Annotated in this window: 28 protein-coding genes; 17 read left to right on the top strand and 11 right to left on the bottom strand. The window is 56.3% G+C overall.

Features of this window, described 5'->3' with window-relative positions; translation table 11 throughout:
* Window positions 1-72: 72 nt before the first annotated feature.
* The 5 genes from dsr1 to AC3I0A_RS29145 all read right to left on the bottom strand — a co-directional run bounded on the left by dsr1 (window position 73) and on the right by AC3I0A_RS29145 (window position 6,361).
* Window positions 73-3,849, bottom strand: coding sequence for an anti-phage defense-associated sirtuin Dsr1 (gene dsr1, locus AC3I0A_RS29165; RefSeq protein ID WP_407004624.1), 3,777 nt, complete (start codon window positions 3,847-3,849; stop codon window positions 73-75).
* Window positions 3,850-4,038, bottom strand: coding sequence for a hypothetical protein (locus AC3I0A_RS29160; RefSeq protein ID WP_050683037.1), 189 nt, complete (start codon window positions 4,036-4,038; stop codon window positions 3,850-3,852). It abuts the gene before it with no gap.
* A 168-nt stretch (window positions 4,039-4,206) separates the two neighbouring features.
* The gene (locus AC3I0A_RS29155) at window positions 4,207-4,509 is read right to left on the bottom strand and encodes a hypothetical protein (RefSeq protein ID WP_050683038.1); all 303 of its coding nucleotides are present in this window, start codon (window positions 4,507-4,509) and stop codon (window positions 4,207-4,209) included.
* Between the two features lie 466 nt (window positions 4,510-4,975).
* A complete protein-coding gene (locus tag AC3I0A_RS29150; protein ID WP_050683039.1) occupies window positions 4,976-5,167 on the bottom strand; it encodes a hypothetical protein in 192 nt (63 codons plus the stop codon).
* A 372-nt stretch (window positions 5,168-5,539) separates the two neighbouring features.
* On the bottom strand, window positions 5,540-6,361 hold the full coding sequence (locus tag AC3I0A_RS29145) for a GIY-YIG nuclease family protein (protein ID WP_050683059.1): 822 nt from the start codon (window positions 6,359-6,361) through the stop codon (window positions 5,540-5,542).
* A 308-nt stretch (window positions 6,362-6,669) separates the two neighbouring features.
* On the opposite strand from AC3I0A_RS29145, the gene AC3I0A_RS29140 reads away from it, so the two are divergent.
* From AC3I0A_RS29140 to AC3I0A_RS29080, 13 genes are all read left to right on the top strand, one after another.
* Window positions 6,670-6,903 carry a hypothetical protein gene (locus AC3I0A_RS29140; protein ID WP_050683040.1) on the top strand — a complete coding sequence of 78 codons (234 nt, stop codon included), beginning with the start codon at window positions 6,670-6,672 and terminating at the stop codon, window positions 6,901-6,903.
* Between the two features lie 256 nt (window positions 6,904-7,159).
* The gene (locus AC3I0A_RS29135) at window positions 7,160-7,570 is read left to right on the top strand and encodes a hypothetical protein (RefSeq protein WP_156320534.1); all 411 of its coding nucleotides are present in this window, start codon (window positions 7,160-7,162) and stop codon (window positions 7,568-7,570) included.
* 580 nt (window positions 7,571-8,150) lie between these two features.
* Window positions 8,151-9,569 carry a hypothetical protein gene (locus AC3I0A_RS29130; RefSeq protein WP_050683043.1) on the top strand — a complete coding sequence of 473 codons (1,419 nt, stop codon included), beginning with the start codon at window positions 8,151-8,153 and terminating at the stop codon, window positions 9,567-9,569.
* 102 nt (window positions 9,570-9,671) lie between these two features.
* Window positions 9,672-9,899, top strand: coding sequence for a hypothetical protein (locus AC3I0A_RS29125; protein ID WP_050683044.1), 228 nt, complete (start codon window positions 9,672-9,674; stop codon window positions 9,897-9,899).
* 112 nt (window positions 9,900-10,011) lie between these two features.
* The gene (locus AC3I0A_RS29120; protein ID WP_156320535.1) at window positions 10,012-10,293 is read left to right on the top strand and encodes a hypothetical protein; all 282 of its coding nucleotides are present in this window, start codon (window positions 10,012-10,014) and stop codon (window positions 10,291-10,293) included.
* 17 nt (window positions 10,294-10,310) lie between these two features.
* A complete protein-coding gene (locus AC3I0A_RS29115; protein ID WP_197282334.1) occupies window positions 10,311-10,610 on the top strand; it encodes a hypothetical protein in 300 nt (99 codons plus the stop codon).
* Between the two features lie 9 nt (window positions 10,611-10,619).
* On the top strand, window positions 10,620-10,865 hold the full coding sequence (locus tag AC3I0A_RS29110) for a hypothetical protein (RefSeq protein WP_050683046.1): 246 nt from the start codon (window positions 10,620-10,622) through the stop codon (window positions 10,863-10,865).
* A gap of 12 nt (window positions 10,866-10,877) precedes the next feature.
* Window positions 10,878-11,228 (top strand): nucleotidyltransferase family protein, encoded by a 351-nt coding sequence (locus tag AC3I0A_RS29105; RefSeq protein ID WP_050683047.1) that lies wholly within the window; start codon window positions 10,878-10,880, stop codon window positions 11,226-11,228.
* Window positions 11,229-11,931: 703 nt separating this feature from the next.
* Window positions 11,932-12,306, top strand: a complete 375-nt coding sequence (locus AC3I0A_RS29100) for a hypothetical protein (protein ID WP_407004622.1) — start codon at window positions 11,932-11,934, stop codon at window positions 12,304-12,306.
* Complete coding sequence (locus AC3I0A_RS29095; protein ID WP_156320537.1) at window positions 12,303-12,782, top strand: hypothetical protein; 480 nt, start codon at window positions 12,303-12,305, stop codon at window positions 12,780-12,782. The genes AC3I0A_RS29100 and AC3I0A_RS29095 overlap by 4 nt, the downstream gene beginning before the upstream one ends.
* A 15-nt stretch (window positions 12,783-12,797) precedes the next feature.
* Window positions 12,798-13,118 (top strand): NfeD family protein, encoded by a 321-nt coding sequence (locus AC3I0A_RS29090; RefSeq protein WP_050683051.1) that lies wholly within the window; start codon window positions 12,798-12,800, stop codon window positions 13,116-13,118.
* Between the two features lie 212 nt (window positions 13,119-13,330).
* A complete protein-coding gene (locus tag AC3I0A_RS29085; RefSeq protein WP_082239637.1) occupies window positions 13,331-13,561 on the top strand; it encodes a hypothetical protein in 231 nt (76 codons plus the stop codon).
* Window positions 13,562-13,587: 26 nt separating this feature from the next.
* Window positions 13,588-13,821 (top strand): hypothetical protein, encoded by a 234-nt coding sequence (locus AC3I0A_RS29080; RefSeq protein WP_050683052.1) that lies wholly within the window; start codon window positions 13,588-13,590, stop codon window positions 13,819-13,821.
* A gap of 177 nt (window positions 13,822-13,998) precedes the next feature.
* Here AC3I0A_RS29080 and AC3I0A_RS29075 read toward each other — a convergent pair whose 3' ends face one another.
* The gene (locus AC3I0A_RS29075) at window positions 13,999-15,747 is read right to left on the bottom strand and encodes an ATP-binding protein (protein ID WP_407004621.1); all 1,749 of its coding nucleotides are present in this window, start codon (window positions 15,745-15,747) and stop codon (window positions 13,999-14,001) included.
* Between the two features lie 130 nt (window positions 15,748-15,877).
* Window positions 15,878-16,537, bottom strand: a complete 660-nt coding sequence (locus AC3I0A_RS29070) for an SOS response-associated peptidase (protein ID WP_050683054.1) — start codon at window positions 16,535-16,537, stop codon at window positions 15,878-15,880.
* A 798-nt stretch (window positions 16,538-17,335) separates the two neighbouring features.
* On the opposite strand from AC3I0A_RS29070, the gene AC3I0A_RS29065 reads away from it, so the two are divergent.
* Window positions 17,336-17,587 carry a hypothetical protein gene (locus AC3I0A_RS29065; protein WP_050683055.1) on the top strand — a complete coding sequence of 84 codons (252 nt, stop codon included), beginning with the start codon at window positions 17,336-17,338 and terminating at the stop codon, window positions 17,585-17,587.
* A 266-nt stretch (window positions 17,588-17,853) separates the two neighbouring features.
* Window positions 17,854-18,228 carry a hypothetical protein gene (locus AC3I0A_RS29060; protein ID WP_050683056.1) on the top strand — a complete coding sequence of 125 codons (375 nt, stop codon included), beginning with the start codon at window positions 17,854-17,856 and terminating at the stop codon, window positions 18,226-18,228.
* A 281-nt stretch (window positions 18,229-18,509) separates the two neighbouring features.
* Here the strand turns inward: AC3I0A_RS29060 and AC3I0A_RS29055 are convergent, their stop codons facing one another.
* The 4 genes from AC3I0A_RS29055 to AC3I0A_RS29040 all read right to left on the bottom strand — a co-directional run bounded on the left by AC3I0A_RS29055 (window position 18,510) and on the right by AC3I0A_RS29040 (window position 23,974).
* The gene (locus AC3I0A_RS29055; protein WP_489378685.1) at window positions 18,510-19,415 is read right to left on the bottom strand and encodes an addiction module antidote protein; all 906 of its coding nucleotides are present in this window, start codon (window positions 19,413-19,415) and stop codon (window positions 18,510-18,512) included.
* Between the two features lies 1 nt (window position 19,416).
* A complete protein-coding gene (locus AC3I0A_RS29050) occupies window positions 19,417-19,746 on the bottom strand; it encodes a type II toxin-antitoxin system RelE/ParE family toxin (RefSeq protein WP_050682266.1) in 330 nt (109 codons plus the stop codon).
* Between the two features lie 298 nt (window positions 19,747-20,044).
* Window positions 20,045-20,620: a hypothetical protein gene (locus tag AC3I0A_RS29045; RefSeq protein WP_050682267.1), complete on the bottom strand. Its 576-nt coding sequence runs from the start codon at window positions 20,618-20,620 to the stop codon at window positions 20,045-20,047.
* 93 nt (window positions 20,621-20,713) lie between these two features.
* The gene (locus AC3I0A_RS29040; protein ID WP_489378684.1) at window positions 20,714-23,974 is read right to left on the bottom strand and encodes a DEAD/DEAH box helicase; all 3,261 of its coding nucleotides are present in this window, start codon (window positions 23,972-23,974) and stop codon (window positions 20,714-20,716) included.
* A gap of 313 nt (window positions 23,975-24,287) precedes the next feature.
* Between AC3I0A_RS29040 and AC3I0A_RS29035 the strand changes: the two genes are divergently transcribed.
* Together AC3I0A_RS29035 and AC3I0A_RS29030 are read left to right on the top strand one after the other, a co-directional pair.
* Window positions 24,288-24,728, top strand: a complete 441-nt coding sequence (locus AC3I0A_RS29035; RefSeq protein ID WP_050682269.1) for a LexA family protein — start codon at window positions 24,288-24,290, stop codon at window positions 24,726-24,728.
* Complete coding sequence (locus AC3I0A_RS29030) at window positions 24,725-25,099, top strand: Y-family DNA polymerase (protein WP_489378683.1); 375 nt, start codon at window positions 24,725-24,727, stop codon at window positions 25,097-25,099. The genes AC3I0A_RS29035 and AC3I0A_RS29030 overlap by 4 nt, the downstream gene beginning before the upstream one ends.
* The last annotated feature ends 2 nt before the right edge of the window (window positions 25,100-25,101 follow it).

Genomic DNA, 25,101 nt, shown 5'->3' with positions numbered 1-25,101 from the left:
ATTGCGGTGGCTATCCAGAATTGGCCGATTTCACTTAGCTGCTCGCAGTCTTGCGATTGGCCACAGCATTTGTCATCCCCCCCCATGCACGCGTAGGTAATTCAGCAACTGCTCGTAGCGTGGATCCTCCTCCACCGCAGGCGCAGCGGTTCGGATGGCTTCCAGACACTTGGAAAGATCGGTGGGTGGCCACTGGGTTTGCTCGCCAATCGCCAAGCTCAAAAAATCCAAGGCGTGTTCAGGGAAAATCCTGCAGAGGTCCGCTTTATGAAGCATACGCACCGCGGTGTCTGGGTGGCCCAATGGCTGTAGCCACGCACGAAGCATCTCCATAGCCTCAGGGAATGCGCTGCCCGCCGCTACACACAAGCGGGCCAGGGTTTCGGCAATCACCGGCGTCATAACGTCCTGGCCTTTTGGCCAGAGGTTGTTGATAAAGGGAGCCACCCGGTTCGCCCAGTAGTCCGCACGTTGATCGCCCGCTCCTTCCTGAGCATTTACCAACGTATTTGCGGCGTACCGCAATCCTTCTGGAGGAAGTGCGCGGACAGCGCCAGCAAGCTCGGAGGACGTGAATGTATCGCCCGGATCCAGTGCGGCATAGGTCAAAAGTGAGGCGTATTGCACGCGATGTTTGCCCAACGCTTCATAGTGATGAGCGGAATCCAGAAACGAGCGCTTCAGCACCTCCATCAGAGGGCGGTATAGACGGGGTGACCACAAAAATCCCTCCCAAGCCGCGCGAGCTTCATGCTCGGAGAGCTGCCATTCAAAGTGAGACAGCAAGTGTTCCGTGGCCCAGTCAGGGTCAACCCGGAACAATGCAATAACATGGGCCGCGAGCAAGACACGCCCATGCCGATATTTTTCAATCCTGTCATCGCAGAGTTCGGTAAACGTGGGCTTAAGTTCGACAGGCAACCCTTTGCCGTCCTCCAGTGACTGCCGGTACCACCATTGGAGCAGCGCCTCAGTAACGTGCCCCACGGGATGATTGATGGCTCGTCCAACGGGGTCGTCCGTCTCACTGCCGTCGCGGCTGTGCAGTTCCAGGACGCGATGCCCGAGCGTGAAGAATTCCTCCTCGTGCCCAACAAAGGTTTTAGCGATGGTCCTCAGCCAAGAGCTCACACCGTGAGTTAGGGACGCCATGGCCTCATCCGGTGCCCCAGCCAATATGGGTGCCATATATCGCCAGGCGCGTGAGACGTGCTTGCCCTCTGACCATGCCTGCAGCGCCTCGCGCCAGCGGCTTGCCGGCCAAAAATTCTCTTGCGCCAAGGCCCACAGGGCGCAGGCCGTAGTTGCAAAGTTGTCGCGGCAACGCTCCCGCCAATCATCCTGCTGGAAGTAATCGGCATCTGGATGTTGCTTTAGCCATTGGATCAATTCACCGCGTCGGCGTGGTGTGGCAGTGAATTTTCGCCAGTCATCGCCGCTTCCGCTCCAGTATGGAAACTCATCGCTTTGATCTTGCGTCAACTCCCACTCCGGGTACTGCCGGCTGAGCGCATCCAGGCGCTCCTGCGCAACCGCGCTCAACGTGGCGCCGGCGCCGGCGACCTTAGCCAGCCGCTGCCATACCTCCCTATCCAGAACACGAGCCAGTCGGTCGGGATCGGCGCCGTCATCAAACATCGTGAGAGACGGGCCGGCAAGAATGGCGCGTTCAAGCTCCAGGACCATCTCAGGATCGCACTTCTCCGCTAGGGCAACGAGCAAGCGTGTGGATTCACGCTCAGTCTCCAACGACCAAAGCCACCAATGATCATCCGCTAACAGCCAGTCAAGAGCACGGCGACTGCCTATGACATCCCCTTTCGTTGCAGCAAAAAAAGCCAGGCGCTTGAAAAGAGGATATTGGATGGTCCACCAGAGCTCCGCCTCGAGGGCTGCGCGCTCTGGGGAAACCGCAGCCGTGGCCAGCCAGGCATCCCGCGTCAGCTCGATGAGCGCTGTCCAGTCGTTGTAGTCGTTGTTCTGTGGGTGCACATCGATAGATGGCTGCTGCGTGTACGAGTTGTCACGCCGATCATCAGCGCCCCCCAGCTCCCTCATCAGGTCGAGCGCGTCTCGCAACAAACCCGTGGAGTCGGTGAGCAGACCAGGAAGTGCTCCATTCCAGCGTTCGTTACCCGAAAGATCCTTCAGGTTGGAATGGACGTCATCCGCCACCAAGACGATCTCCCATCCAACCAAATCCCTGAGTCGTTGTTGCTCGTGGCCTTCAGACTCGTCGGATGAGCCGTACGGCGCACGCAACGAAACACGTGGCGACAGTAACTCCCTGAGCTCCAGACGCAGGGAAGATGTAAGCCCATCACGATTGAATCGGTTTCGCCAACGGTAAAAATCGAGTGCCCGCGGACCGACTTTGACGCGGCCACCGAGCAGCAGCCGCCAAAGCGTACGCATCAGAGGCCCGGGTACCGCATTGGGAGCACCGGCTCGCATGCGGGCCAGTTCGTCGGTTTTACCTTCGCGCTCGAGTGTGGCCAGCTGTTCTAAGCTGTGCTCGATCCCTGAGGAAAAATTGACGTGCAAACGGCCGCCCCAATTGATGATCCAAAGCAACAATGCAGGATCATCCAGGTGGCGAGTCATCCACCGCGCCAAATGCCCCATCACCGCATCCCATTGACCGCTGACACCGTCGCTTTCTACCACGCTCATGAAGGGCGCCAGCGGGTAAGGCAAGGGCCTACGCATCAAGCTGAAGGCAAGCTTTTTATCCAAGCGGGTATTCGGAGGAACGCCATACCGGGCCAGGTCGATATGGCCGAAGCGGGCCTCACTCAACGGCGTTAGCCAATCCAGGGAAGGCACCGGCTCCAGATCGGCAAAACGCTTGGCAGGTAGGCCGAGTCGGTCACTCAACGCCCAAAGCAGGCGGCCCACGAAATCATCCTCCTTGGTACTTGCCAGAGGGCGAGCAATCGCGCTTTCAACAACGATGCGCTCCTTGCCGCGTACGCCGTCGCGGTAGGTTTCCGCCCATGCCTGCAGAGTCTTGTGCAGGTACGCATGACGGCGGTGTTCCTTGTAGAGTATCGGCGTGACGTTCTTGGCCTCCCACTCGTTGGCGCGATCTTCCTCCCCGCCTTGAGAGTAACTGCCAAACGCGAACATCTCCGGGGAGGATTCACCGAGCAGGCGATCGGCAGCGAGAGCATCCATCATGTAACGAAGAACTGGGTCGGTGATGCTATAACCCACGAAACAGACGGTGTAATTGCGGAACAGCTCGCTGACGAATCCTGCGGCCCATCGCTCAGTGAGGTACGCCAGACCAAAATCACCGCTGGAAATCACCAGGTGATCCAGTTCACTTGCTGTGGGTGCTTCGCTCAGTAGGCCATGAAGATACACCAACCCGTCCCACCGATTTTTTGGCACGGGTAACAGGGGGGCTTGAAAGACATGGACCGGAAATGACGCCGCCGGCTTCGCCTCTTCAAACAAACGGTCGAAGTTGGTAGTGATCAACCGAGTGCGCCCATCACGAGTCCTGCCAAGGTTCAACAAGGCCTTGTGGGTTGCGGTTGCCTTGGGCGAGCTCAGGTCTGGCGTGAGAATGCTCGCCATAGTCCGCCGAACTCTCTCACGCCCTACTACTGCCTCCAGCAGTCCGACGGCGGTGTCGTATTGCTTGGACTTGATTGCCAGTTTCTGCACCCCGCTCGCATTGGGTTCAAGGCGTCGATACAGCTCCTCCACAAGGCCGCGGAACCCTGGCAGGCGTGCAGGGTAGGAGATGCCTGCCCCACAGAAGAACACCACGCGCCCTTCCTCGTGTGCCTGCAGCAAACGCTCGGGAATGTAGGGGCCATTTTGGACGAATTGCGGCATTCAGCGGACCTCGGAAATCAGCCGCACCCGGGCAACTGGCAGCAGCGGGCGGCCAGTTTCAGTGATGGCGGGGTGCGTGACCTTAAGAGAGACGACATCGCCGGGCAGGCGGTCGATGGTTTTTCGGTAGGCCGTCAATGCCGCGGGAGCTGCGCCTGCATCAGGCTGGGTGATCAGTCCATCTCGCATTGGCTCTTCCTGAGTACTTTCCGGACCGCATAAACAACGAATCCAGTAGTCTGGCACAACAGTCAGTTGTATGTGCAGCCGGCGCCGCCGGTATCGGCCCGCGCGCGACCGCTGCGGATTCATCGTCTCGCCGAGGGCGCTCTCGTTTGAGCAGCGCCGATCAGTCGATTAATCCTCTGTCTCCAGGAAGATGCGCCACATCCCATACTGTTGGCCCTCCTTCCAACTGCCTTCCAGTCGGCGACCATCCGCCAGGTGCAGTGTGCCGCTCGCCTCGAACCCTTTACCCCTGATGAGGTAATGCCCCTCTCCCTCCATTTCTCCGATGTACTCAACGAGCTCGCCGTCGTTCATGTATTTGACGATCAGCTGCTGGGGCGACATCTCGACGATGCACTCCGTTTGCAACTCTGCAGGTGCTTGAGGATAGAAGGTGTCCATCTGTGACTTTGCGAAACGCTGAGTGGTCATCTTTCTGGCGTCCTGTTTACTTTGTCTGGTCGAGTGCGCATCGAGGCGCAGATCAGGATAGTAGAGGTGCGCCCGGGGCTCAGGCAAAAAGTGTTTGCACGGATGGAGTCATCGGCGAATGATTCGGGGCATCCAATAGCATAGTGACTCGGCGAGCCGGCCAAAGATCAGTTTCGGCATCGCCAGCAGAGCGGGTCCTTCTCAACGAGCAGGGACGCTTCGATCGAAGCCAACGGCGTCGTCGATTCGCTGACTGAAACACCGCAGCCAGGGCAGCTCCAGACCAAGGCAAGCTTTTGTCCAGCGTCCATTGCCATCAGTTCAACGCTACCGGAGGCCAGACCCATGTTTGCCGAATAGCTTTCGCAGCCTTGGCACTTCTCGCATACCGTGCTTTGGGAAGTAGGCCAGCCGCTACTGTCAATGGCTTTACCTGCCAATAGAACCACTTGGCAGTGATGGCGGCTCACGCAACCACCTCGCAACTCAGAAAGAGCTGTTCCGCGCGTTCACGGCGTTTGAATCTGCCGAACGTTTCGAGTCGGGTGCGGACGCGATACCAGTGACCGTCGAAGGTTAGAAACAGGGCAAGGGTGCTACCGGTCAAATTTGGGGTACGTCCAGTTTTGATGATTTCTTGGTTGTCGATTGCACTCATCAGCGTTACTCGGGGTTCAAACAATGCTTCGGGAATCGGTGGTGAATGCAATGCCCTGTTCGCGAGAGGCAGGGCCTCTGCCCTTCCTCACGCTCACCGCCATTGAAAACATCGCGCTCTTTACCAGGTCCCCAAATCTGATGTGTGCTGCATGGGGATTGGCAGAGCGCCGGGGCTCATTGCATTCGTTCCTAGTGTCTCACCACTCTTCAAAATGCAAGGGGTCTCCCTCGGGCTCGAAAGCGACTCAAGCCGCTTATGGCATGGGGTAATAGGGTGTTGGGATTTTTGACGGGGATCGAGCACCCGTTCAGTGTTCTAAATGGACAATGAGGGGGCTTCGCCACCCCGTTGCCAATGCACTGATAATGCTTAATTGAGGTTGTATCCGTGCGATCTGGTCAGCAGGATTTCCTTCCAATGGCTCTCGCGCGCATCAATTTCCCCCGGCATCGCGTGCAGGTCTGCGATCTCCAGCAATGAGAATCGAAGATCCTTTTCGCGTTCGGGCGGAGCATCAATTCCAAACTCCCGCTTGAGCGCCACGTTGTGGCCATGGCTGGTCGTCGAATATGTACACCAGCGCCCCCAAATACCGGTCTCCCCGTCGGCCTTGCCCACGTATAGCTTCCCGGTATGGGTATCGGTGATCAGGTAGATGCCCTTGACACTCGAAAGGGCTGAGCGCCAGGAATCAACGTTCTGCTGGACCACCACATCGAGTTGGCTTTTGGTCAGGTTGACCTTTTTGAAGCCAGGAAAATGGCCAATGCTGAGGCGTTCGGCCAGCAGTTCAGTCACTGCCAAGTCCCCTGCCAGCGTTTGACCATACGGGTAGGAGTTACGTTTGGTGTAGCTGCTGCTCAGATACAGCCGCCCTACCCACTCCTCGGCCGCCGGCACACGCTCCAGGGTGTAGATGTAGTCAGGCTTCGGGCCGTCTCTTTCGACACAATCCATTGTCCGAAACAGACCCGCAAACAACCAGCGGGTTGGACTGCCCGCCTGAATCAGCGAAACCACGTAGGGCAGCTTAAAATTGCGATTGCTTTGCCGACTCTGCCATACGTCGAAGCCGCCCTGTATGAACACGTCGAGCGGATGATCCTCGCCGTTGTACCTGGCCAGGTGGACCTTGGTCTGTTCCGGCGAAAACGTCGGCTCCCACAGTTTCAACAGATCGAACAGGTTCAATGCAACGCTCCCCAGGTAGTCAGGATCGCGAGTGTATTCGTTGTAGGTGAGGTGTGCATCGACGGCTTGCACTCTGCCCGGAGCTGATAATATCAGCGTGATAATGGCGAATTGCCCACGGGCTTTGGCCGCGGCTTATGCGGATGACCACCTTCGGTGCTGATGGTAGCAAGACCCTCACTGACACCGTATTTCTGTAGAAAATTTTCACCCGGAACACTCAAGCCCTGCGATCGTGGGGCTTTGGCAGTAGCGGAATTCTACTTTTGGAGCTCCGCTGTTCAACCTTCACGACATAAGGGCACCGCATGAGCAATAAGCAGATCACCGTCCCATCTGAATATGCCGAATCCGTGTTGGGTCTGATCGAGCATCGCATTCGCGAGATCGGCAAGACCTACCAGGGAGCCAAGAGCAACCTAGACGATGAAGAGATCACTGCGTTCCGAGCTATGGCTCGGCAGCTCGGGTACGATTTCGAGGTTCTGTCAGAGGGTGATGGTTTCGCGATTACTCGGTATGAGTTCAAGCCGGTCGAGTAATTTTGACGAGGTCGCTCCGGCTCGCCGGAGCTTCTAGGATAAGGAAAGAACAGTGAACATCTGCACAGACTGGCTACATGGGACACCTTCTACCATCACTCAGTGGACCTTGACTGAACGTGGCGTCCTAAAGGGGCGCTCACCGCTCCACAAAGGCTTATTTTTCACGAAAAATCGTGAGTTCGCTGTGGGGAGCGCTGGAGGGCCCAATGCTAGGCCCAACGTGTATCAGGCAACTCTTAAACCGGGGGCACATGTGCTTGATATCTCTGACCCAGGAGTGACGTGCACACCTCAGGAATCGGAACAACTGCGTCAGCTCGTTGTAAGCCGCCGTCCGGGTAAGGGCAATATCCAAGCTGAGTACCAGGAGTACTGGGAAAATGGCTGGAGGACAGGTGAGATCATGAAGTATGCGGTTCGGCCCGGAGACCTGCAGATGGCACAGATGGCGCATCTCGCTCTTTATCAGCGTGAAACTGCTGCCGGCTTGCGTGCATGGAATCTAATGCAGCAGACGACGCGGGACTGCATTGAAGATATCGTCGATGCTTCGATTGCAGCTGGCTATCAAGCTGTTGCTGGCAACGAACGGCAGTATGGGGTGACTTATCCGATCTTGATCGTGCTCGATCCGAACATTCTGACATCCCCAGTGAAGGTCTGACCCTGCCCAGGTACACACCAGGCCCGGCAGTCAAACGTTGGGCCGATAGAGGTATGGCGAAGTGGAAACCCCCGCCGGCAAGGCCGTCTCACAGTATCAACTGTTGCGCGACAACCCGGCGCGACACCATCAAGGCGGCATTGCGGGCAGTTGAAGACAAATAGGATTTGTGGTCAAGGAGGTAGGAGCAACGTGACATCCGTATTGTTCATCCAATCAGTGATATGGACTCTGTGCGCAACAGCACTTGGGATTTCGTACTGGAACTATTCACGCTACGTTGAGGCGAAGCGGGACCCTGAAAAATCCAGGCGCAATCTCCAAAGCGCTTTGTACGCGAGAAGCGATGCAGGCATCGGAGAAGCCGATTTTTCGAAGATTGAAAGCGCCCACTATCGTCCTTACCAGACGCGCTTCAGAGTTGCGCTCCTCGTAGGTCTGAGCTTTACGGTTGCGGGTCTGGCTCACCTGTTCGCATAGTCGCGAGTACCCTCCGACTGGACCTCAAACTGATCCAGTGAGCGAGACCTCGGCGGCGCATTTTTCAACGCATTTCTACCCCACTCAGAGTAGTTGACGGATGTCTAAGTCACGACGTGTCAATTTTTTACAGGCCACGCGCATTATCCTTGCGGGCAACGCGGGCCATATGTGTTCTTTCTATGATTGCCCCAAGGTCACCATTGGTCCCGAAGTCAAAAGCGACGGTTCCGTTGGTGTGAAAGGGGTAGCGATCGCTGCGCACATCTACGCAGCTTCTCCCGGGGGCCCAAGACCACCAGTTGGCCTTACTGACAAGGAGATCAGAGCAGAATCGAACGGCATTTGGCTCTGTCCCGATGACGCGCTGAAAGTCGATACTTTTCAGTTTGAGTATCCTCCTGAGCTCCTGCTGCAGATGAAGCAAGTTCGAGTCTTCGCGCAAAGCCTGGCACTGCAAAATCCGACCGTCAGCTTTATGGCCCACTCCATAGGCATGAAGCGACTCGACAGTATTGTGCGCAAACACCTGCCTGATCTGGATAAGGAGAAGATCATTGACGCAGTCAAAGCGGCCTACATCCGAACAGAAATCGCTCATTCGACGGCCGAGATCCCCTTTCCAACTGCATCATTCGCGCTCTCGAGCGTCCAAACGCTCAGTCGTGTTATTCGGGAGGTGATGGTTTGCGCGAACCACAGGCTGCAGATCGAGGACCAGGTCTGGAGAGACGTGATTGCTGAGTGGTCCGTCCACTTCGGGAAATTTCAGCGCCCTCCGCACAAGCGCTGCTCGATATCTGGTAGTGGCTTCGCCAAGATCAGCGCCCGCAATCCCCAGACTGGGGAAATTCTGAAAGGCGGCGTCAAGGCTGGTGCCTTTGTGATGCTCACTGACGGGGAGGCCCCCTCCAATCCGATGAGCAAGCACCTCCTGCTCCAACACACATTCAAACCCTTCAGCCCGCTTGAATGGAAATTGAATGTGAAGCCTGCCTTTGGCACATTCGAGGTCGAGAGTGTGCTCACCTTCTACAAGGATGTGAGCCCTCGCAATAGCGTGCTTAACAATGACCGCAAGTCGTTCGAGTCATACGCGGCAGTGCTCGAGAAACTCACACAGGGCTGGGAACCAATTGGGTACGTTGGCTTGTCGTTGGGTGAAGGAAACGAGGGTGGTAACTACCATCCAACCCCTGTCAGCATCGCCTGCGAAATTGAACCTGAACAGTTCGAGTCAAGGACTCGCCGAAGCGAACGCGTCAAACTGGGATATGAGATTGCGGACACATTTGACTCGACCATGAGCTTCACACCAGCTTTCTTCAATCAGTCCATCACTGATGCGGCGCTATCAGCGGCCGCGGCAGATTTTCTGACTGCGCTGGGGCCAAAGCCATGGCATTTGCTTTGCACCTCAAAGCCGATCATGCGAGTAGATGATCGCTTCGAGATGTACTTTCAACTCAAGCATATGGTGCTGAGCGTAGAGACACGTTTCGTGAGGCGTCACACCTGACTTGGTGTTGATCCACTCTACAAACAGGCCTAACTATTCGAGATAAGTGGCGGCATTAGCCAACTGATCGAACACAACATCCAGTTTTGAAGGGGAGATGTCATGAGCGAAGAGATTGAGGCCCTCAAATTTCTCAATCAGCTTGCCGACGCTATCGAGCAGCATCATGGCAAATGCAAGGTTGAGCGCGACGTGTTCCTGTTCTGGTTAGACGATATGGTTCGCCATGGCCTTGCAACCGGTGCCGATGAAGAAGCAGTCGTGGCAGCAATATTTAAAACCTACCCGTCATGGCAAAACGAGTTGTTCAAAACCGATAGCGATGACTAAAGAGAACATCGAGGGTTTGCCCCCCAGGCACACCCCAACCCCCGCCCTCCAGCCCGGGTAAGGTCAGTAAAATAGGATCACTTTCGGCCACAGGAACGAGCAGGTGACAATCATGAGCGAACATGAATTCACACAGTCCGAAATTAACGAGGCGCTGGCCGAGGTCTCTGCCGCCGACAAGCGCGTGTGGAACTGTTCGACAGGCACCAGACTCAAGTGCATCAAGAATCTTCTGATGGACGATAGCGGCGAGCAAGCGTTCACCCAGGGTCAGAACTACCGCGTGGAGTCCATGCACCCAATCGCCAGGCCTGCCTTTGTTCGGGTGATCGATGACCAGGGTGAGCCGCACGAGCTTGATGGTGATCACCTGCGTGAATACTTCGGACGATAGGATAAGCAGCCATGGTCATGATCGAGCAACCCATTAGCGCCGAGGACGAAGCTCGTTACTTTCAGGTGATGAACGACTACAACGACCTGATGCGTAGCCTCGACGTTGGGCCGGTGCCCATGTGCCACTTCACCCCTATGGAGTTCCACGAATGCGAATCCGATCCGAGCGGGCGCAGTGACGGCTATCAGTGTCGGCATTGCGGCCACAGCGAGGACAGCACCGAAGCCTGGGCTAAGGTGCGAGCCCGCGAAGCCAAGTCGCCCTCTCCCACCAATCTCCAAACCATGCCTGTGCTCGACAGCGCACCGTTCTAGGAATGTCCCATGCGCGCCGATCTGCTTGAACGCTACGTTGCCCGAATGCGCGCCGAGGGTGCCGGGCACCACTCGATCAATGTTGATATACCGTACATGGTCGGTCGCAAGCGGCACGATGCAGGCGTCCCATGGAGCAATGCACACGGCCTGACCTATCGCGCCCAGCGCCTGGCCCGTCTTGGCTATGCTGACGCCGCTCATGGTCGGCCAGTACGACCTACCGCAGAGTGCTGGCCGAACATCGACACCTGAAAGGAAAAAATCATGGAATTTGATGATATGGCAGCCGCGGTTGCGAAGTGGGCCGGCACCCAACCTCTCGTTCGCAAGGCCTACCTCTTTGGCAGTCGGGTTCGTGGCACCCATCGACCAGATAGCGACCTTGATGTTGCGGTCGAGATTTTCACCCTGCCAGGTGATAGCAGTCCATTTACAACTTGGACCGGTGAAGCGCAGAGGCTCAAAGCCTCGATAGCCGGCGTTGTTCCTGCAGCCATCGATCTTGATTGGTACGGAGATGAGGTTGAGACGCCTCGCATCCATGCCGCGTTAGAGCAATCTAGTGTCGTGGTCTATGACGTTGAAAATACTACCTCAACCACCCCGACCAGCTGATCCAGTAAAGGGCACGAAACTGCCGTCCAGAAACACCCAAGCCCCGGCCGAAACCCGGGGCCGAGGCCGTAGAAAGATGCGATTTTCGCATTTACCGAACGATAGGAATGCTTTCGTGAGCGTGTATACAGGCCCAATTGAATTAACCCTTATTTACGGTCAGCCTGGCGGACTTGGCCGAACTGCAGAGCCGAAAACCGTCAAAGTGGTCCTGCAGCGCATGCATGGATTTATCTCGGTTGTCATTCCCGAAATTGGGGTCGCCCTGCTAAAGGCTCCAGGACTGACCCGCGCGCACATAAAGTTGAGTGACGGTACGGGGATCGAAGGAACTGTACGCGCCGTTCAACACGATTATTTCGAGTTAATCGAGGACCTACAGCCAGCACAGGTATAGGAGTTAGCAGCCATGCATAAGGCAGCAAAATGGCGCGGTATTGGAATCGCGGCCGTTGTGATCGTAATCACCGGCATCGCAGCTTTTTCGATTGAGTGGTGGGTGAAAAGCTTGGGTCATTAAGACCGCCACTGTCAGATTGGAACTCCCAGGTAATGCCCAAGCCCAGCCATCAACGTTGGGCTAATCTGCAATTTTCAGCGGCTTCATTTGGCGCCCGATTTGGCTTTGCATCTTCCGGATGTGTGGGAAAATGCCAGCATCGAGTTGGGATTGCGCCACAAGTCATCCTAGCCACGAGCATTAGTGGAATCGGTCATCGAGACAGTAAGGGCAAAATCTCCAATGAAACACCCGACTCACAAAGATTTTTTCTGGTCATATGGATTCTGCGGAGTATTGGCCTCCGGCTTAGTTGTGTATTGGATGCTGGGCTATGAAGGTGATTCCCTTTCTGAAACCATCGCGGCGAGTGTGCTTAGCATTCTCGCCGGTTTGTGCATCCTGCAAGTTGGCGTGGCCGGCATAGTCGTTGAACTCGGCCAGCGTAACTCTGATTCGTCGTTTACCGTTGTTCGGCGTCTCGCGAGCCTTGTCCCCAAAGGGCGTAGCCGCTCCGACCAGGCCAAGTCCGCAAGTCCGCAAGTCCGCAAGTCCGCAAGTCAGGGTAATTATCCATGAACTCGAGAACCGCGCTGATAGCAGCGGTGCCAGTGTTGGCTCTTGCAGCAGGAATCGCCATAGGCATCGCCTATGCCCGCCCAGGTGAAACGGATGTTGTTCCGGCACCTTCGTTTAGTGATCAAGGGGCACAGATGCTGCAATACGTGTGTACGCACAACAAGGCATTTTCTGACCTTTCGAAAGCAGAGCGAAACGAACAGAAATCGCTGGAGCGCTTCAACATCCATGCGGCGCCGCTATCTGATCGTGGCGTCATCTGCACCGTAGATGGTGTGATGTTAACCAGGCACAACGCAACCACAGTAACGTCAGAGCCATTGCAGGCGACGATCCTTGTGGCGACGACAGGTGATGCCGAGGTAGTGACCCGTGAGTTTGCGGAAGCCTTGAGGCGTTCGATAGCGGTAAAGGCAATGGCGTCAAACGTGGGTAATGACGGGACCGTCGTACCCAAGCTAAAACTCAGCCATTAACGTCGGAAATCAGTCATGAAGTTGCGGCGAAGTCTGTATGCAGCATTTCTGCTATGGCCATTCGGGGTCGGCGCACTTTTGGCCGGTATTGTGCCGTTTATGTTCGGTGAAAGCGGGCCTGCACAGCTGTTGTCCGCGGCTTGTATCGCAATAGGTATTTTGTCCAACGGACTCTGGGCGTACTACATCAACCGGAGCGGACTGGTGCAGCGAGCACACGATTTTTTGGGACTCGCCCGAAACCCGTTTACTGGTCGATATGGTGCCACCCAAAAAGATATTGAGGCGGCTGGCCGGCGGGGTCGGGATTCAGAACGTGACAAGAAATCGGAATGAAGAGAGATTCGCACCAATGCCGCCATTGGCAGCCTTGCAGGTCACATTCTCAAAGAGCGACCAGTAAACAGCCGTGTGGGCGTCACGAAATCCAAAGCCTCGCGCCGGGCTGCGCGTCACGCCCGACGCACAACCCGGCGCGGAAAAAAAATCGCACCAGGTACACCCAAGCCCTGCCGTGTTCGTGTTGTTCGCCCAAGGGAAATCCCGATATGGCTAGCCGCCGTCAGCCCTTCACCCCCTGCAAGTTGTACATCGACGGCGCAGACGGCCTGAGCGCCGGCGATTACATCGTCACATCTGGTGGATCAGCCTATCTGGTGCAAGCAACCCGGCGCAGTCCGAGCAAGCCCGAACGCTTGTACCTGGACTGCCTGCGCTGGGTGCCGGACCAGATACCCGCGGATGCCAGATGCTACAGGCTAAATTGGTATCGCCGTTAAAATTGGGCAGCAGGAGGATGTAGACGATGTCTTGGGCAGATGCAGCGGCGCCGATCGTCGCAGAAGTGATTCGTAGCGTTGGGCGCAGCGACATGAAGGCGTTGCGTAAGGCTTTGACCGAGGCCTACCCATGGGGCGAACGTGAGAACACTCCGTACAAAGCTTGGCTGGCCGAGATTCGCCGCCAATTGGGCCATCCGCTGAACGCACCTAAGATAGATCCTGCGGACAAGCAAACAGACATGTTTAACCAGCGCTAACCAAAGAAGCCATGAACAAGCCCGCCCCAAAACATCTCGACCCACTGGGCGGGCTGTACGCGGCGGCTATCGTCTATCTCGCCCTCGTCAACTGCGGGTGCTGCCCTGGCGCCCTGGAGGTGCAGTTGTACGCCATGATGAGTGCCCCGGTCTGCTAATTACTCTGGCTGTTGTTACTCAACTGAGTGACGCCGGTACGACCCGTCGGCCTCGCTTTCTAGCGACGGTTCGGCTGCTAAGCCGTCCCAGATCACGACTTAGCCTCTTCAAATGCGCCCTGTGCTCGCCTGATGGCACGACCTCCAGTTTGGCAATGCCGGCGATGTACTTCTGGAAAAGCCTGTCAATTAAGACCCCGAAATCACGACGCATTGTTGCTTCGTGGTAACGGACATAAAACTCATGATCGTGATCATGCTCACCTAGTGTCCCATCGTGATGCGCGTACTCGTGAATGAGCAGGGCAATCAGTTTGGCCGAGCTACCACCAGCTTTCTGCCCGCGGATTCCACTCAGCATTCGCCGATTGATTGCAATGTAGGTAGCCCCATCGGTCCAACCGTTCATACAATCCGATACGCCGGCAATAAGTTTCCGCGTCGGGCACCGCTTACCGTTCGTTATTTGCGCCAACTCTCGGTTCATCGAGCGCAGCAATTTCAGCACCAGCAGCTCCTCTGGTGGTAGATCCTTGTCGGCAACGAACGATGATGTATCGCTAAGGCCTTTCACCAGTTGAGCGAACGGTATAAACGCAAAGGGAATGTGCTTCGAAACACCCAGGCGTTCCCTCAGCTGCGGGATGATACGTTGAGCGTTGTCCTCTGAAAGTTGCGCGCGAGACAGGTGGAACAAATCCGGCATAATGACCGTAGCCATGCCCTCCCGCTGTACACGTTCAGCTATCCCCATGTGTACGCCATCAAAAAGGGTGTATTTCTCTTGCGCGAGGAAGTCCTTCGGCGCCTTCAACTCACCAAACACGTCTGGAATAAACCGGATGCAGCAAGCCAGGTGTTGAGTCAGTGGCGCAAGCTCCACCTCCGAAAAAAGCAGTTCATGAAGCAGCGTCATGGCCTCCACGCCCTTGAGCTTGGTTACCTGACTCAGCCTTCGCGAAAACTCTTCACGAATGGTCCGGGCGATTTCCCTCCAAGTCTCGCATTTGTGGGTGATGACGGAGTTGCGTGCCAGATTTACGTGCAGGGCACTTTTGGATGTTACCACTCCACCGACACCTACCTCACGAGCAGGGAGATTGCACACATGGACGCCTCGATTGAAAACCCGTAACTCGAATGCCTGATTGTCGAAGCTGTACCAAGCGAGGTCATCTTCGTAATCCCAGGATTGCTGGCCCGGCACCTTATTGACCTGCACCCCATTAAGCATTACCGGAATAGGAACGTAACGGATCGTACTTGATAGTTCCGAGCGCTTAAGAATCCCCGCCCACTCCCAAGAGTCGTTGTCATAAACCCTCCCGGTAATGGTGCATCCTGGGGCCTCCTCCACATGCTCAATCAGTTGGTAGCCAAAAAACTGCTCATCACCCTTCAAATCCACTCGCATTTCAAAGCGACCGCTGCGCCAAACCGTACTCGCGTAGGACATGATTTGCCCGCGGCCAATTCGAAAGCGCCCATAGTGGGCGTCATCCTCATCATGGGGTGTCCCAAACGTCTCGAAGAATCTTTCGATCTCGTTCTTCGAGGTAAAGCCGTGTCCGTTGTCACGAACGACGAAGTTACCAGCATCGCTCACCTCGATTTCAATCAGGCTGGCTTCAGCGTCGACGGAGTTCATCACTAGCTCAGCAACTGCTTTAGTCAGCGAGCCAGCCTGTTCGTGAATCAGTGTCTTGATGATAGAGGGATGAACCGAAAAACTGCGTTGCTCAGGTTGTTCAGAAGAGGTTTGCGACATGGGGAATACCAGCGGGAAGGGGACGTAAGCGCGATGCGCCATGATTCGTGGCACTTACTATCCCGCCCCTTTAAGAGGAATGGAGTCTCAATTCGCCCCAGGAATGCGCCCGATATCGCTGCTGGCCCGATTACGCCTTGCCCTGCGCCGGCTCCGACTCGGCGATGAGCCGGTCGGCGGGATACGGCCGCATAAACTGCATGCTCTCCTCCGCCGGCGCCCGCAACCAATCCTGATGTACGCCATTCGGCAAGATAACCACCATGCGCTTTTCGTCATTAGGTTTGTGAAAATTGCGCATTAACTCGTGTTGAGAGGCGTTAATCGTGAGCATGCTGTAGCTGTGCACCACCTCTCCGCCCGCAGGATCAACCCAGCGTTCCCATAGGCCGGCAATGCCAATCAGGCCACCATCCGCACGGGTGATGCGGGTTGGCACAGCCTTGCCAGAACGCCAGTCCGGCTCGTAGAAAGCAGTGCACGGGATAATGCAATGCTGGGCCTTGGCCCAGGCCGATCGAAATGACGGTTTGGTCGCGGCCGTTTCACTTCTTGAGTTGTAGGTGCTCCGCGCCAGCTTGGTGTCCTTCGCCCAGAACGGTAGCAGACCGAACATCCCGACCAGTGCCTCCACAGGGCCCTCTCCCTCCTCGGCCTCTTCGGCTCCTCGAGCACGCAGGAAAGGCCCGATGTACCCCGGCCACAGGGCTGTTTTGAAAGGCTGGTCCGGTGCTGCACCGAACCCGGCCAGGAGCCTCTCTGTCGTTGGCGCTTCGTATCGGCTGCACATCGCCGTACCTCCGGAACAAAATCACATCATAGGCCATAGCCCGCCATTCTCACCGGTCGTTTAGCGGCTAGTCAGGGCGCGAAAGTATTCCTTGTAGGTCGGGAATGCATCGACGCAGTTTTCCTAAACAGGAAAACGAAACTACATTCAATCCTGAAAAGAACCGTAGGCCGGGGGGTGATGTGTTATGGCAAGACTGCTCTGGGTCGCTGCAGTATTTTTGCTGATCGCTGGCTGTCGTTCGAGTTCCCAGAACGCAGCAATGTTCGATTATGGAAATGCTTATAACCCACCCTATACCGCCGAAGGAGTGATCAATCCCCTATCCGGCGTACGCGAGGCGCCTTGCTCACAGTTTTCGTCCAGCTATGCAATGAAGTGCATGGAACGATATGAAGAACAATATGGAAAGGCCGCTTACGAGAAGGCTTTTGGAATTCCGCAAAAGGCTAATCAGCCAACTGCACTTTTCACAAATCCAATGGGGTGTGAAAAGCCATTAACGGCAGCCGAAGTGCGCTCAATAATGGTGGAGGTTATTCAGCAGTACGGCCTTCAGCAGAGCGGCGTGGTCCAGGTCGACGGTCGCCGTGCAGATGGAGGTCCAGACCCCACACCTACTCCGACTCCAGATAACTCTGGCGTACGACGTGCCGAGGCTCATAGGGCGGGATGGGATGCATTACAAGGTTTTGAGCCCACACCATCGAGACCGCCACCGACCCATGGTATCGGAGTGGGCGGGGGTGGCCCAGGCCAATCGCCCACACGAGACTAGACGTAAAAGGAGTTTCAACCATGCCGACGCTCGAACCCAACAAGCTGCCGCCTTTGAGCGATGACCAGGTGAAGGCCGGTGCACGGCCGGGGGAAAGCTGGGAACAGGCACGCAAGCGCCTGGATGGGTTGAACAGGGCGTGTCTGCCGGCCCCTATCGACGAGCACCCTGGCGCCGATTACACCATTGCCGGTCCGGTCGATGAATGCGAAGGCCTCGACGGCCAGCCGATCCAATGGGAGTCTGGGGAGCTAGGCCGCTGGCAGTACTGATTACCCATCTCGACCTAGCCGGGGGTGTTGATCATGAGTGACACTTACTCCTGGCGGGGTTCTGGTGAACCAAAACCAGCGGCATAGCGTTTGGCTGCTGCGAGCCGGTGATTTTCGTGGAGGATGTTCAGGTGCGGAGTCACAGGCTCCCTGTACTGTCGTCAACCGAGGGGGCCTGCCAAGCGCGTTGGAACGAGCAAGGTCACAAGGTTTATCAACAACTTACCAAATTTCATTTGCACCCTTTGCCATGGGAGTACAACCAGATGGACAAGCAGAAACTCAGCAAGATCGCGGCGTTCGTGAGCGACGAAAAACGTCTGAACGAAGCTTTCGATAGGGTGATTGACGGTATTGAAAGCGGGCGCATCCGAGCTGATGAGTTTCCGCTCGCAGCTGCGCCACTTCGCGCAGGTGGGCTGAGTGACAATCGGGAGTTTGTGACTCGGTACCTGGAACAGCTCGCAGAGCAGGCCCTCACCCCAGAGCAAAAACTCGCGCTCTCCGAGACGATCACCTCGCTCCCTCAAGGAGCCAGCATAGAAGACCTGTACGGTGCCCTTGGGCAGGTTGAGTCGTTGGCAAGCTTCACCGCCGCTCTGCACAAGGTCCAAAATACTGACCAGCAGACCACGAACTGACACACTCATCGAGGCAATGGCCATCCCCCATTGCTGCCTCTACCTGGAAGGCCTCATAACTGCTTTTCGCTGGCTCGGAGCAAGGCTGAAAATGTCTTTCATGGGTTGGTTCCTTCTATTTCCCTGCTAGGTCCCGGGGAGCGAAAAGCATTCCTCTCTACGGCGTCGGCCCCGCGGTTGCGGCGGGACCTGTGTGTACTTGGGCGGGCATTTCCCTTAACTGATTGGCTTGTTGATAGAGCTGAGTTTCTAAGCCTTCCAGTTGAACCGGATGATTCCCCTCATGCAGTCGCAAGGCTGTCCAAATACAGTTTTGAGGAAGTTGAAAGTCTGCCGGTTGCTGCTTCGACTGCAGGTTTAGCTGCGGGTGGAAGGCTCGCAGGGACAGCTGGCTTGGTGGCACCAGCAGGTTTTTTCACCGAAGGCTTAGCCGCTGGTTTGGCGGCAGCTGGCTTGGCGGCGGCAGCAGGTTTTTTCACCGCAGGCTTAGCCGCTGGTTTGGCGGCAGCTGGCTTGGCGGCAACAGCTGGTTTTTTCACCGCAGGCTTAGCCGCTGGTTTGGCGGCAGCTGGCTTGGCGGCGGCAGCAGGTTTTTTCACCGCAGGCTTAGCCGCTGGTTTGGCGGCAGCTGGCTTGGCGGCGGCAGCAGGTTTTTTCACCGCAGGCTTAGCCGCTGGTTTGGCGGCAGCTGGCTTGGCGGCGGCAGCAGGTTTTTTCACCGCAGGCTTAGCCGCTGGTTTGGCGGCAGCTGGCTTGGCGGCGGCAGCAGGTTTTTTCACCGCAGGCTTAGCCGCTGGTTTGGCGGCAGCTGGCTTGGCGGCAACAGCTCTTGCTCTTGAAGCCGCAACAGAGCCGGCAATCGGCTGCACCGTCAATTCAAGGCCGATTGCAGTCATGAGTTTTCTAATAGTATCAAATCGCGTCTTTGCTCCTTTTTTCAGCACTTTGTAGAGGCTTTCGCGGTTTACTCCAGCATCTTCAGCAACTTTATTCACGCCCTTCGCTTTTGCGATCTCAGCCAGCGCATGAATGAGACCCTCGGTGTCATCTGCTTTCATACTCTCAGCAAGGTAAGCAGCCATAGCTTTTGGGCTATCGAGAAAGCGCGAAGCTTCGTAGCGACTTGTGCTAGAGGTATTGAGACTAAGGATAGGCATATCCTCAGGGTTAAATTTCGATTCACTCATGTCATTTACCTCCCAAGGCATTAAGGATCCTTTTGGCCGTTTTGATCCCTCTTCGTTGGTCCGTTTTATCGCTTCCGTTAAGCATCAGGTACTCATTCTGACCTGAGCGCACAAAGTAGATTCTGTAACCTGGGCCAACGAAAACGCGCATTTCGCTCATACCTTCGCCAACCGGCTCGCAATCACCGAAATTGCCATCACTAGCGCGATCCAAGCGGGCCAAAATGGCTGCCTTCCCCACAATATCTGTCACACCACCAAGCCAAACCGAAAACTCAGGGGTTTGGCGAATTTTGAATTTCTTCTTCTTTTTCTTTTTCTCATCAATCATAGTCGGATTTGTAGCCAATTGGCTACTCCTTGTCAGTGCACGTTGGACATAGCGTTGCTTTCGTAATGCGGAATGTCTAGGTTGTTGGCCTGCTCTGCCTTCAACCTGCAATGACTGCCTCTGAACGAGCCATTGACGTATCTCCCTCACGGTTCACTGGCGCCAAATGGGCACCCCTCTACTGCCTCGGACCAAGGGCGGGCTTAGGTGTACTTGGGCGTTCATGACTGTCCCCTACCAGTTTGGTTGGGCAATGAACGATTTCCGATGCAGCCCTAGTGGAGCTGGTCGGATTTTCCTATGGCAAATGACAATAGAGCGGGAGTTGATAAATCTCATCCTTGCTGAGTTCACCTAACCCTTTCCCACTCATCACCTTCTTTGTTAGCGCATCTGCCAGATCGCATATTGGCCTCATGTTCTTAGATACTAAAACAAATGCGTCAGCCTGAAGCTCAACAAGCAGATCTCTGGACGTAAGATTTTGGCTAATCGGCGACGAATTGTAGAGCAGCATGGTTAGCTCGCGCGCAATGGCATAATCTTGGCCAGCTCCAGTCGTTCCGTCCTCAAGGATTTGTTGTGCTGCCTGGGCGTTTATTTTTTGTATTCCGCGATCTATAGCCTCCCCCATTGCCCCTGCAAGCTTGATCAGAGCTCGCCGCCGAACCACTGCCCGCATTTCGCCAATCGTTTCGCAACGAGCGTCAGAACAAGTGTTGGCACTACCTCTGTGTGCTTCAAGCGATTGAATCTCCAACTCAATTTCTTGCGCGTCAAAACCCAATGCAACTGCAACGACCCAGTGCGCAGCCTCATGTTGAGAGAGGGCTACGATTCGCTGAATCAGTTTTAGGGGCTGTATCTGACTCATTGGACTTTTCCTTTAATTCACGCCCTTTCCCAATTTCGGCCTGCCCTGTATTTCTTCCCAAACGTACTGACTCACCAAGGCTTCCAGCGGAATTTACTCCGCCGCAGCGACCTGACGCTCGACGGCCACAATCGGCAGCGTCAGCTTAGGCAACAGATCCATCACCTTGCAGAAAATCGGCCTCCTCGACCAGTCCGCCCGATCGCCGATGACGTACAGCCGGCGCTTGGCTCGGGTAGCGGCCACGTTCACCAGGTTCGGTTCGGACACGGCCCACTCGCGCGCACCTGGCGAATCCGAATTACCGCCCAACACGAGCACGACCACAGAAGATTCTTTTCCCTGCATGGTGTGGATGGTGCCAAAGACCATGGGTTGACGCAGCATCGCCCGCAGTTGGTTACGCACGTCCTGGAAGGGGGTAATCACTGAGATGTCCTTGGCTTCCACGCCCTCCAGCGCCAGCCTGGCCAGCAACGCCTTCAATGCAAGCCCCTCCGCCTCGACCCAGTTGCCGCTCGAGGGCCCGCGCACGTCGATCCAGCCTGTCGGCAGCGTGGCGGTGGTTTCCTTCTCCGGGGATGGCGTACTGGTCCCGTACACCATGGCGCCGTCATAGGCGATCCGGTTGGCCAGCTCGAACATGGGGCGGTCGCAGCGCCGGTGAACCACCAACGGTAATCCGACCCAGCTTTTCATGCCGGCCGGGCCGAGCATCCTGCCGACCGCATTGCCCTGGTCAGCCACCGACTGCGCTGATTGACCACTGGGGATCCAACGCGGGTCAACCTTGAACGGCTGGCGCATGTGTTCAAGCGCAGCGTCAGAAACGGACAGGATTGGCTTGAGCTGCAGGGGATCGCCGACCATCACTGACCGGCGCGAACGCCATAGGGCACCCACTGCAGCCTGAGGTGTCGCTTGCCCTGCTTCATCCACCAGAAGCCAGCCAATCTCGCCAGCACCCAGCGTGCTAAACGTACGGGCAAAGGACGCGAATGTGCTGCTCAGTACCGGTACGACCATAAACAGCGTTGCCCAAGCGGACCGGATGGCGTCTTGAGACACGCCGCCGTACCGGGTTCCCTGCAGCATGCTGGTGACAAAGTTCAGGTTGGCGCGGACCCGTTTTGGTTCAAGCTCGAAAAAGGTCTTGTGCAGACGTAGTGCTTCAATGAACACGCGCGCACGAGCCCGGCGCCATCCCGGGACAATCCAGGGTTCGGCCAACTCAATCTCAGGTCCGCGGCCGATGCTGCCAGTTCGCAGCCAAGCCAGAAAATGTGCTGCTTTGTACTTTTCGGCCAGCGTGGTCACCTGCGCTTCACGCGCTTTCGCCGCGTGTTGTAACTGCAGCAACCTGACCTCGCTCACGACCAGCAACTTGTCGAATTCAGCCAAGTCATCCTGGAGCCGCTTCACCTTCACATCAACAAGCGTCGATGCCCGCTCATCCGCATCAAGAACTTTCTGCAGCAGATCCAACTCCTGCTTCCATTGTCGGTAGCGACCCCACAAGCTGAACAGGTTGGCCAAAAAACCGGGCTTGGTCTTGTTATGACGCTGTATTTGAGTCACCTGTGTTCGAACCGTACCCTGTGCGGTGGTGCCTTCCTTGATGACGTCGTCGACCTCAGACTTGAGGCGTTTGCGGCCCGCAACGGACAGAGCAAGTTGTTCCTGCTTGATCCGGACCTGCTCTCGCGCCTGCAGCATGGCATCCAACAACTGAGTCGCCAGTGCGGCCTCAGCCCCCACCGCCTCGGCCTGGGCCTTAGCGTCGGTGTAACGCTTCACGGCCGCTTGCCAGATGGACTGCCGGCTAACCGTAAGCTTCTCAACGGCGACCTCTTGCTCATCGAGCCATTCGCGGAAGCCTTTCGGTTTTCGCTCCTCATCGGGGCCAGCTGCTTTCCGAGCACCGTCCGCCTGCTCACCGTCAACTTTCTCTGCCTTTTCCGGAGCGTCGTCCGGCTCATCCAGCTCCTCATCAAGGTCGACCGCGTCGGGGCCAGTCTTCCCTAGTGGCTTTCCATCGCCATAGTAAAACCGGGTGACAAATGTCTTTCGGTTGGTCTTGCTGCCCAGGGCAGCAGAGAACAGCCCCCAGGCGGGTTTGCCGGTCAGCCACTCGCCCAGGTCGGCGAAGTGATCGAGGTCGGACAGCCAACGTTCGTCGATCTTGTCTCGTTGGGGTAGCTCCAGCGTGACATTCTCAACCGCGCCGTTGTTTGATGAGGCCACGACAATTTCATGACCCAGCAGGCGATCATTCAAGCTGAAGCAGAATTGAGGCTTGCCCCCGACCCTCGCCTCCTCGGCGCGCAGTCCCTTGCCCTCAAATGCATCCGCAGCTCGCGGCAGCGAGGCCAATACATCAGCCCGACCGGTAACGACTGAGGCAATGATGTCCCTCAGCAACGTGGTTTTACCCGTACCCGGCGGACCATTGACCGCACGCTGTCCTTTACTGGTGCTGAGTGAGCCAGCGATATGGTTAACCGCCAGTTGCTGGGAATGGACCAGCCCTTGGTCGGCTTCTGTCGGCCAGCAACCACTCGGGTAGCGAGCCGGTGCCAGCTCGTCCAATAAGACCCGTGAAAAGCGATCATCGCCGACGTCTATTCGGCCACTCCCTGTGTGGGGTGTGAGGTAGGTATTTAGCGGTGCACTGCTGTTGCTGCGCTCCAGGCTGTCCGCAACTTTGGCCAGGTCGTCCAGAATGAAACTGTTCAACGGGTCGTCGTCGTTTTCGACCTGTGTAGGCTTGATCGGTTTGGAGCGAAAGCGATGGAAGCACTGCTGCTCCGCGAAAAAATCGCGCAGGCCAAAGTATGTGACGATCCAATTGGTGAGGCGGACAATTTTGTCCGCGGTCACCACCCCTGCAAGATGCTCTGTCGCGACGGCTCGTACCTTGTCCTGGGTCTCGTCGAAACTGCGCGCCCAATCCTCCCCTGCGCGCACTCTTGCCAGCAGCCAAGCGGCAGAGGACAGCACCAGGCTGTCGGCCACCATGGCGCCGGTGTGCGTTAACTTGAGCGCGTACAGGGCGACGATCTGACTTTGGGGTTCCGCGTACCCCTGATCGGCGCCAAACACGTCCTCCAATGCCTTCACGGCGTATTTGAAGTCGTAGCAATGCCCGAAAAGGAGGTGGCTCCACACTTTGCCTTTCGGCAGTGGTTCTTTTAGGACTTTGCTCGTTTTGTCCCAGGGCATCACCGGGTTGGCCACGGAAACGTCGTGAATGTACGACTGATGCGGCATTTCCCGCTTCTTGAGCTTGGGGGCAGCCTGCGGCTGAAGCAGTTCGACTGAGCGCCAGTAACGGACGATATCGGCAGGGGTCATCCAGTGTCCTTATTGAATTTTGCGCTGCTGGGAATCAAGCGGTCTGAATAGGCGCACATCGTACGAGGCGGACGGTGCCGCGGGGGAGTCTTTTTTTCTCTCGCTGCCAGCTCCCTGACCATTTTTCTTCAGTCTGTTCCATTTGCGGTGGCCACGCCCTCCCCTGTCCATTTTTTCCGGCTTCGCCGGGCCCGCGGTGCGGGCACACCCCTGTCCATTTTTTTTGCTACTGCCTTCCGGCGCGAGATCCTTGTCGCTTGATGGACTGCGTGTATCATGAATTCATTTACTGTACATCTATACAGGTTAACCAATGAATTCCATTTCAGTCATCGGCCGCATCCGCGTGGAGCCTGCCTCCGGGCTGCTACCCGTCTTCACATCGAAGCTCAGTTGCGGGTTCCCTAGTCCTGCCGAGGACCTCATCGAGGAGATGTCGTCACTGGATGACATTGCTGTCGCCAACCCGCCTGCGACCTACCTGGTGCGCAGTGGAGGCGACTCGATGATTGATGCCGGCATCTGGCCTAACGACGTGATTGTGGTCGATAGGTCCAAGAAGGCGGTCAACCGTTCAATCGTGGTTGCCATTCATGAGGGGGAGTTTGTGTGCAAGCGTCTGGTGATTGCCGGCGACGTCGTTCTGCTCTGTCCCGAAAACACGAGTTACTCCCCAATCGTAATTGCAGACAAAGAAAGCTTAATTATCTGGGGCGTCTGCACTTTTAATTTGCACCGACTTTGCCCGGTATGAACGGACGACCTGCGTTCATCTTATTAGATGCAAACAACTTCTACGTGTCAGCGGAGCGTGTTTGGCGTCCTGAACTTGCAAACAAACCTGTTGTAGTTGCCGGCTCTGGTGATGGATGTGTAATTGCACGTTCTGACGAAGCCAAGGCACTTGGCATTAAAATGGGAGAAGCTGTTCACTTAGTACGCCAACAACATTGGCGCTCTGGGTTGATTATTTGTTCCGCGAACTTTCCCCTGTATGGCGACGCGAGTTCGCGCCTGATGCGATCTGTTGCCACTGTTGCGCCAAAAATTACACCGTACTCAATTGATAAGAATAAGTTGCATACTGTGGACGCCCAAAGTAAATGGGGCATCTATGGACATTGACG

It is taken from the genome of Pseudomonas sp. KH_024_B2 (assembly GCF_057839965.1).
This window is presented reverse-complemented; position numbering and strand designations above follow the sequence as displayed.

Coding starts and splice junctions, on each gene's coding strand:
- dsr1 (WP_407004624.1), bottom strand. CDS start 3,849: ATGCCGCAATTCGTCCAAAATGGCCCCTACATTCCCGAGCGTTTGCTG.
- AC3I0A_RS29160 (WP_050683037.1), bottom strand. CDS start 4,038: ATGCGAGATGGACTGATCACCCAGCCTGATGCAGGCGCAGCTCCCGCG.
- AC3I0A_RS29155 (WP_050683038.1), bottom strand. CDS start 4,509: ATGACCACTCAGCGTTTCGCAAAGTCACAGATGGACACCTTCTATCCT.
- AC3I0A_RS29150 (WP_050683039.1), bottom strand. CDS start 5,167: ATGAGTGCAATCGACAACCAAGAAATCATCAAAACTGGACGTACCCCA.
- AC3I0A_RS29140 (WP_050683040.1), top strand. CDS start 6,670: ATGAGCAATAAGCAGATCACCGTCCCATCTGAATATGCCGAATCCGTG.
- AC3I0A_RS29130 (WP_050683043.1), top strand. CDS start 8,151: ATGTCTAAGTCACGACGTGTCAATTTTTTACAGGCCACGCGCATTATC.
- AC3I0A_RS29125 (WP_050683044.1), top strand. CDS start 9,672: ATGAGCGAAGAGATTGAGGCCCTCAAATTTCTCAATCAGCTTGCCGAC.
- AC3I0A_RS29120 (WP_156320535.1), top strand. CDS start 10,012: ATGAGCGAACATGAATTCACACAGTCCGAAATTAACGAGGCGCTGGCC.
- AC3I0A_RS29115 (WP_197282334.1), top strand. CDS start 10,311: ATGATCGAGCAACCCATTAGCGCCGAGGACGAAGCTCGTTACTTTCAG.
- AC3I0A_RS29110 (WP_050683046.1), top strand. CDS start 10,620: ATGCGCGCCGATCTGCTTGAACGCTACGTTGCCCGAATGCGCGCCGAG.
- AC3I0A_RS29105 (WP_050683047.1), top strand. CDS start 10,878: ATGGAATTTGATGATATGGCAGCCGCGGTTGCGAAGTGGGCCGGCACC.
- AC3I0A_RS29095 (WP_156320537.1), top strand. CDS start 12,303: ATGAACTCGAGAACCGCGCTGATAGCAGCGGTGCCAGTGTTGGCTCTT.
- AC3I0A_RS29090 (WP_050683051.1), top strand. CDS start 12,798: ATGAAGTTGCGGCGAAGTCTGTATGCAGCATTTCTGCTATGGCCATTC.
- AC3I0A_RS29085 (WP_082239637.1), top strand. CDS start 13,331: ATGGCTAGCCGCCGTCAGCCCTTCACCCCCTGCAAGTTGTACATCGAC.
- AC3I0A_RS29080 (WP_050683052.1), top strand. CDS start 13,588: ATGTCTTGGGCAGATGCAGCGGCGCCGATCGTCGCAGAAGTGATTCGT.
- AC3I0A_RS29075 (WP_407004621.1), bottom strand. CDS start 15,747: ATGTCGCAAACCTCTTCTGAACAACCTGAGCAACGCAGTTTTTCGGTT.
- AC3I0A_RS29070 (WP_050683054.1), bottom strand. CDS start 16,537: ATGTGCAGCCGATACGAAGCGCCAACGACAGAGAGGCTCCTGGCCGGG.
- AC3I0A_RS29065 (WP_050683055.1), top strand. CDS start 17,336: ATGCCGACGCTCGAACCCAACAAGCTGCCGCCTTTGAGCGATGACCAG.
- AC3I0A_RS29060 (WP_050683056.1), top strand. CDS start 17,854: ATGGACAAGCAGAAACTCAGCAAGATCGCGGCGTTCGTGAGCGACGAA.
- AC3I0A_RS29055 (WP_489378685.1), bottom strand. CDS start 19,415: ATGAGTGAATCGAAATTTAACCCTGAGGATATGCCTATCCTTAGTCTC.
- AC3I0A_RS29050 (WP_050682266.1), bottom strand. CDS start 19,746: ATGATTGATGAGAAAAAGAAAAAGAAGAAGAAATTCAAAATTCGCCAA.
- AC3I0A_RS29045 (WP_050682267.1), bottom strand. CDS start 20,620: ATGAGTCAGATACAGCCCCTAAAACTGATTCAGCGAATCGTAGCCCTC.
- AC3I0A_RS29040 (WP_489378684.1), bottom strand. CDS start 23,974: ATGACCCCTGCCGATATCGTCCGTTACTGGCGCTCAGTCGAACTGCTT.
- AC3I0A_RS29035 (WP_050682269.1), top strand. CDS start 24,288: ATGAATTCCATTTCAGTCATCGGCCGCATCCGCGTGGAGCCTGCCTCC.
- AC3I0A_RS29030 (WP_489378683.1), top strand. CDS start 24,725: ATGAACGGACGACCTGCGTTCATCTTATTAGATGCAAACAACTTCTAC.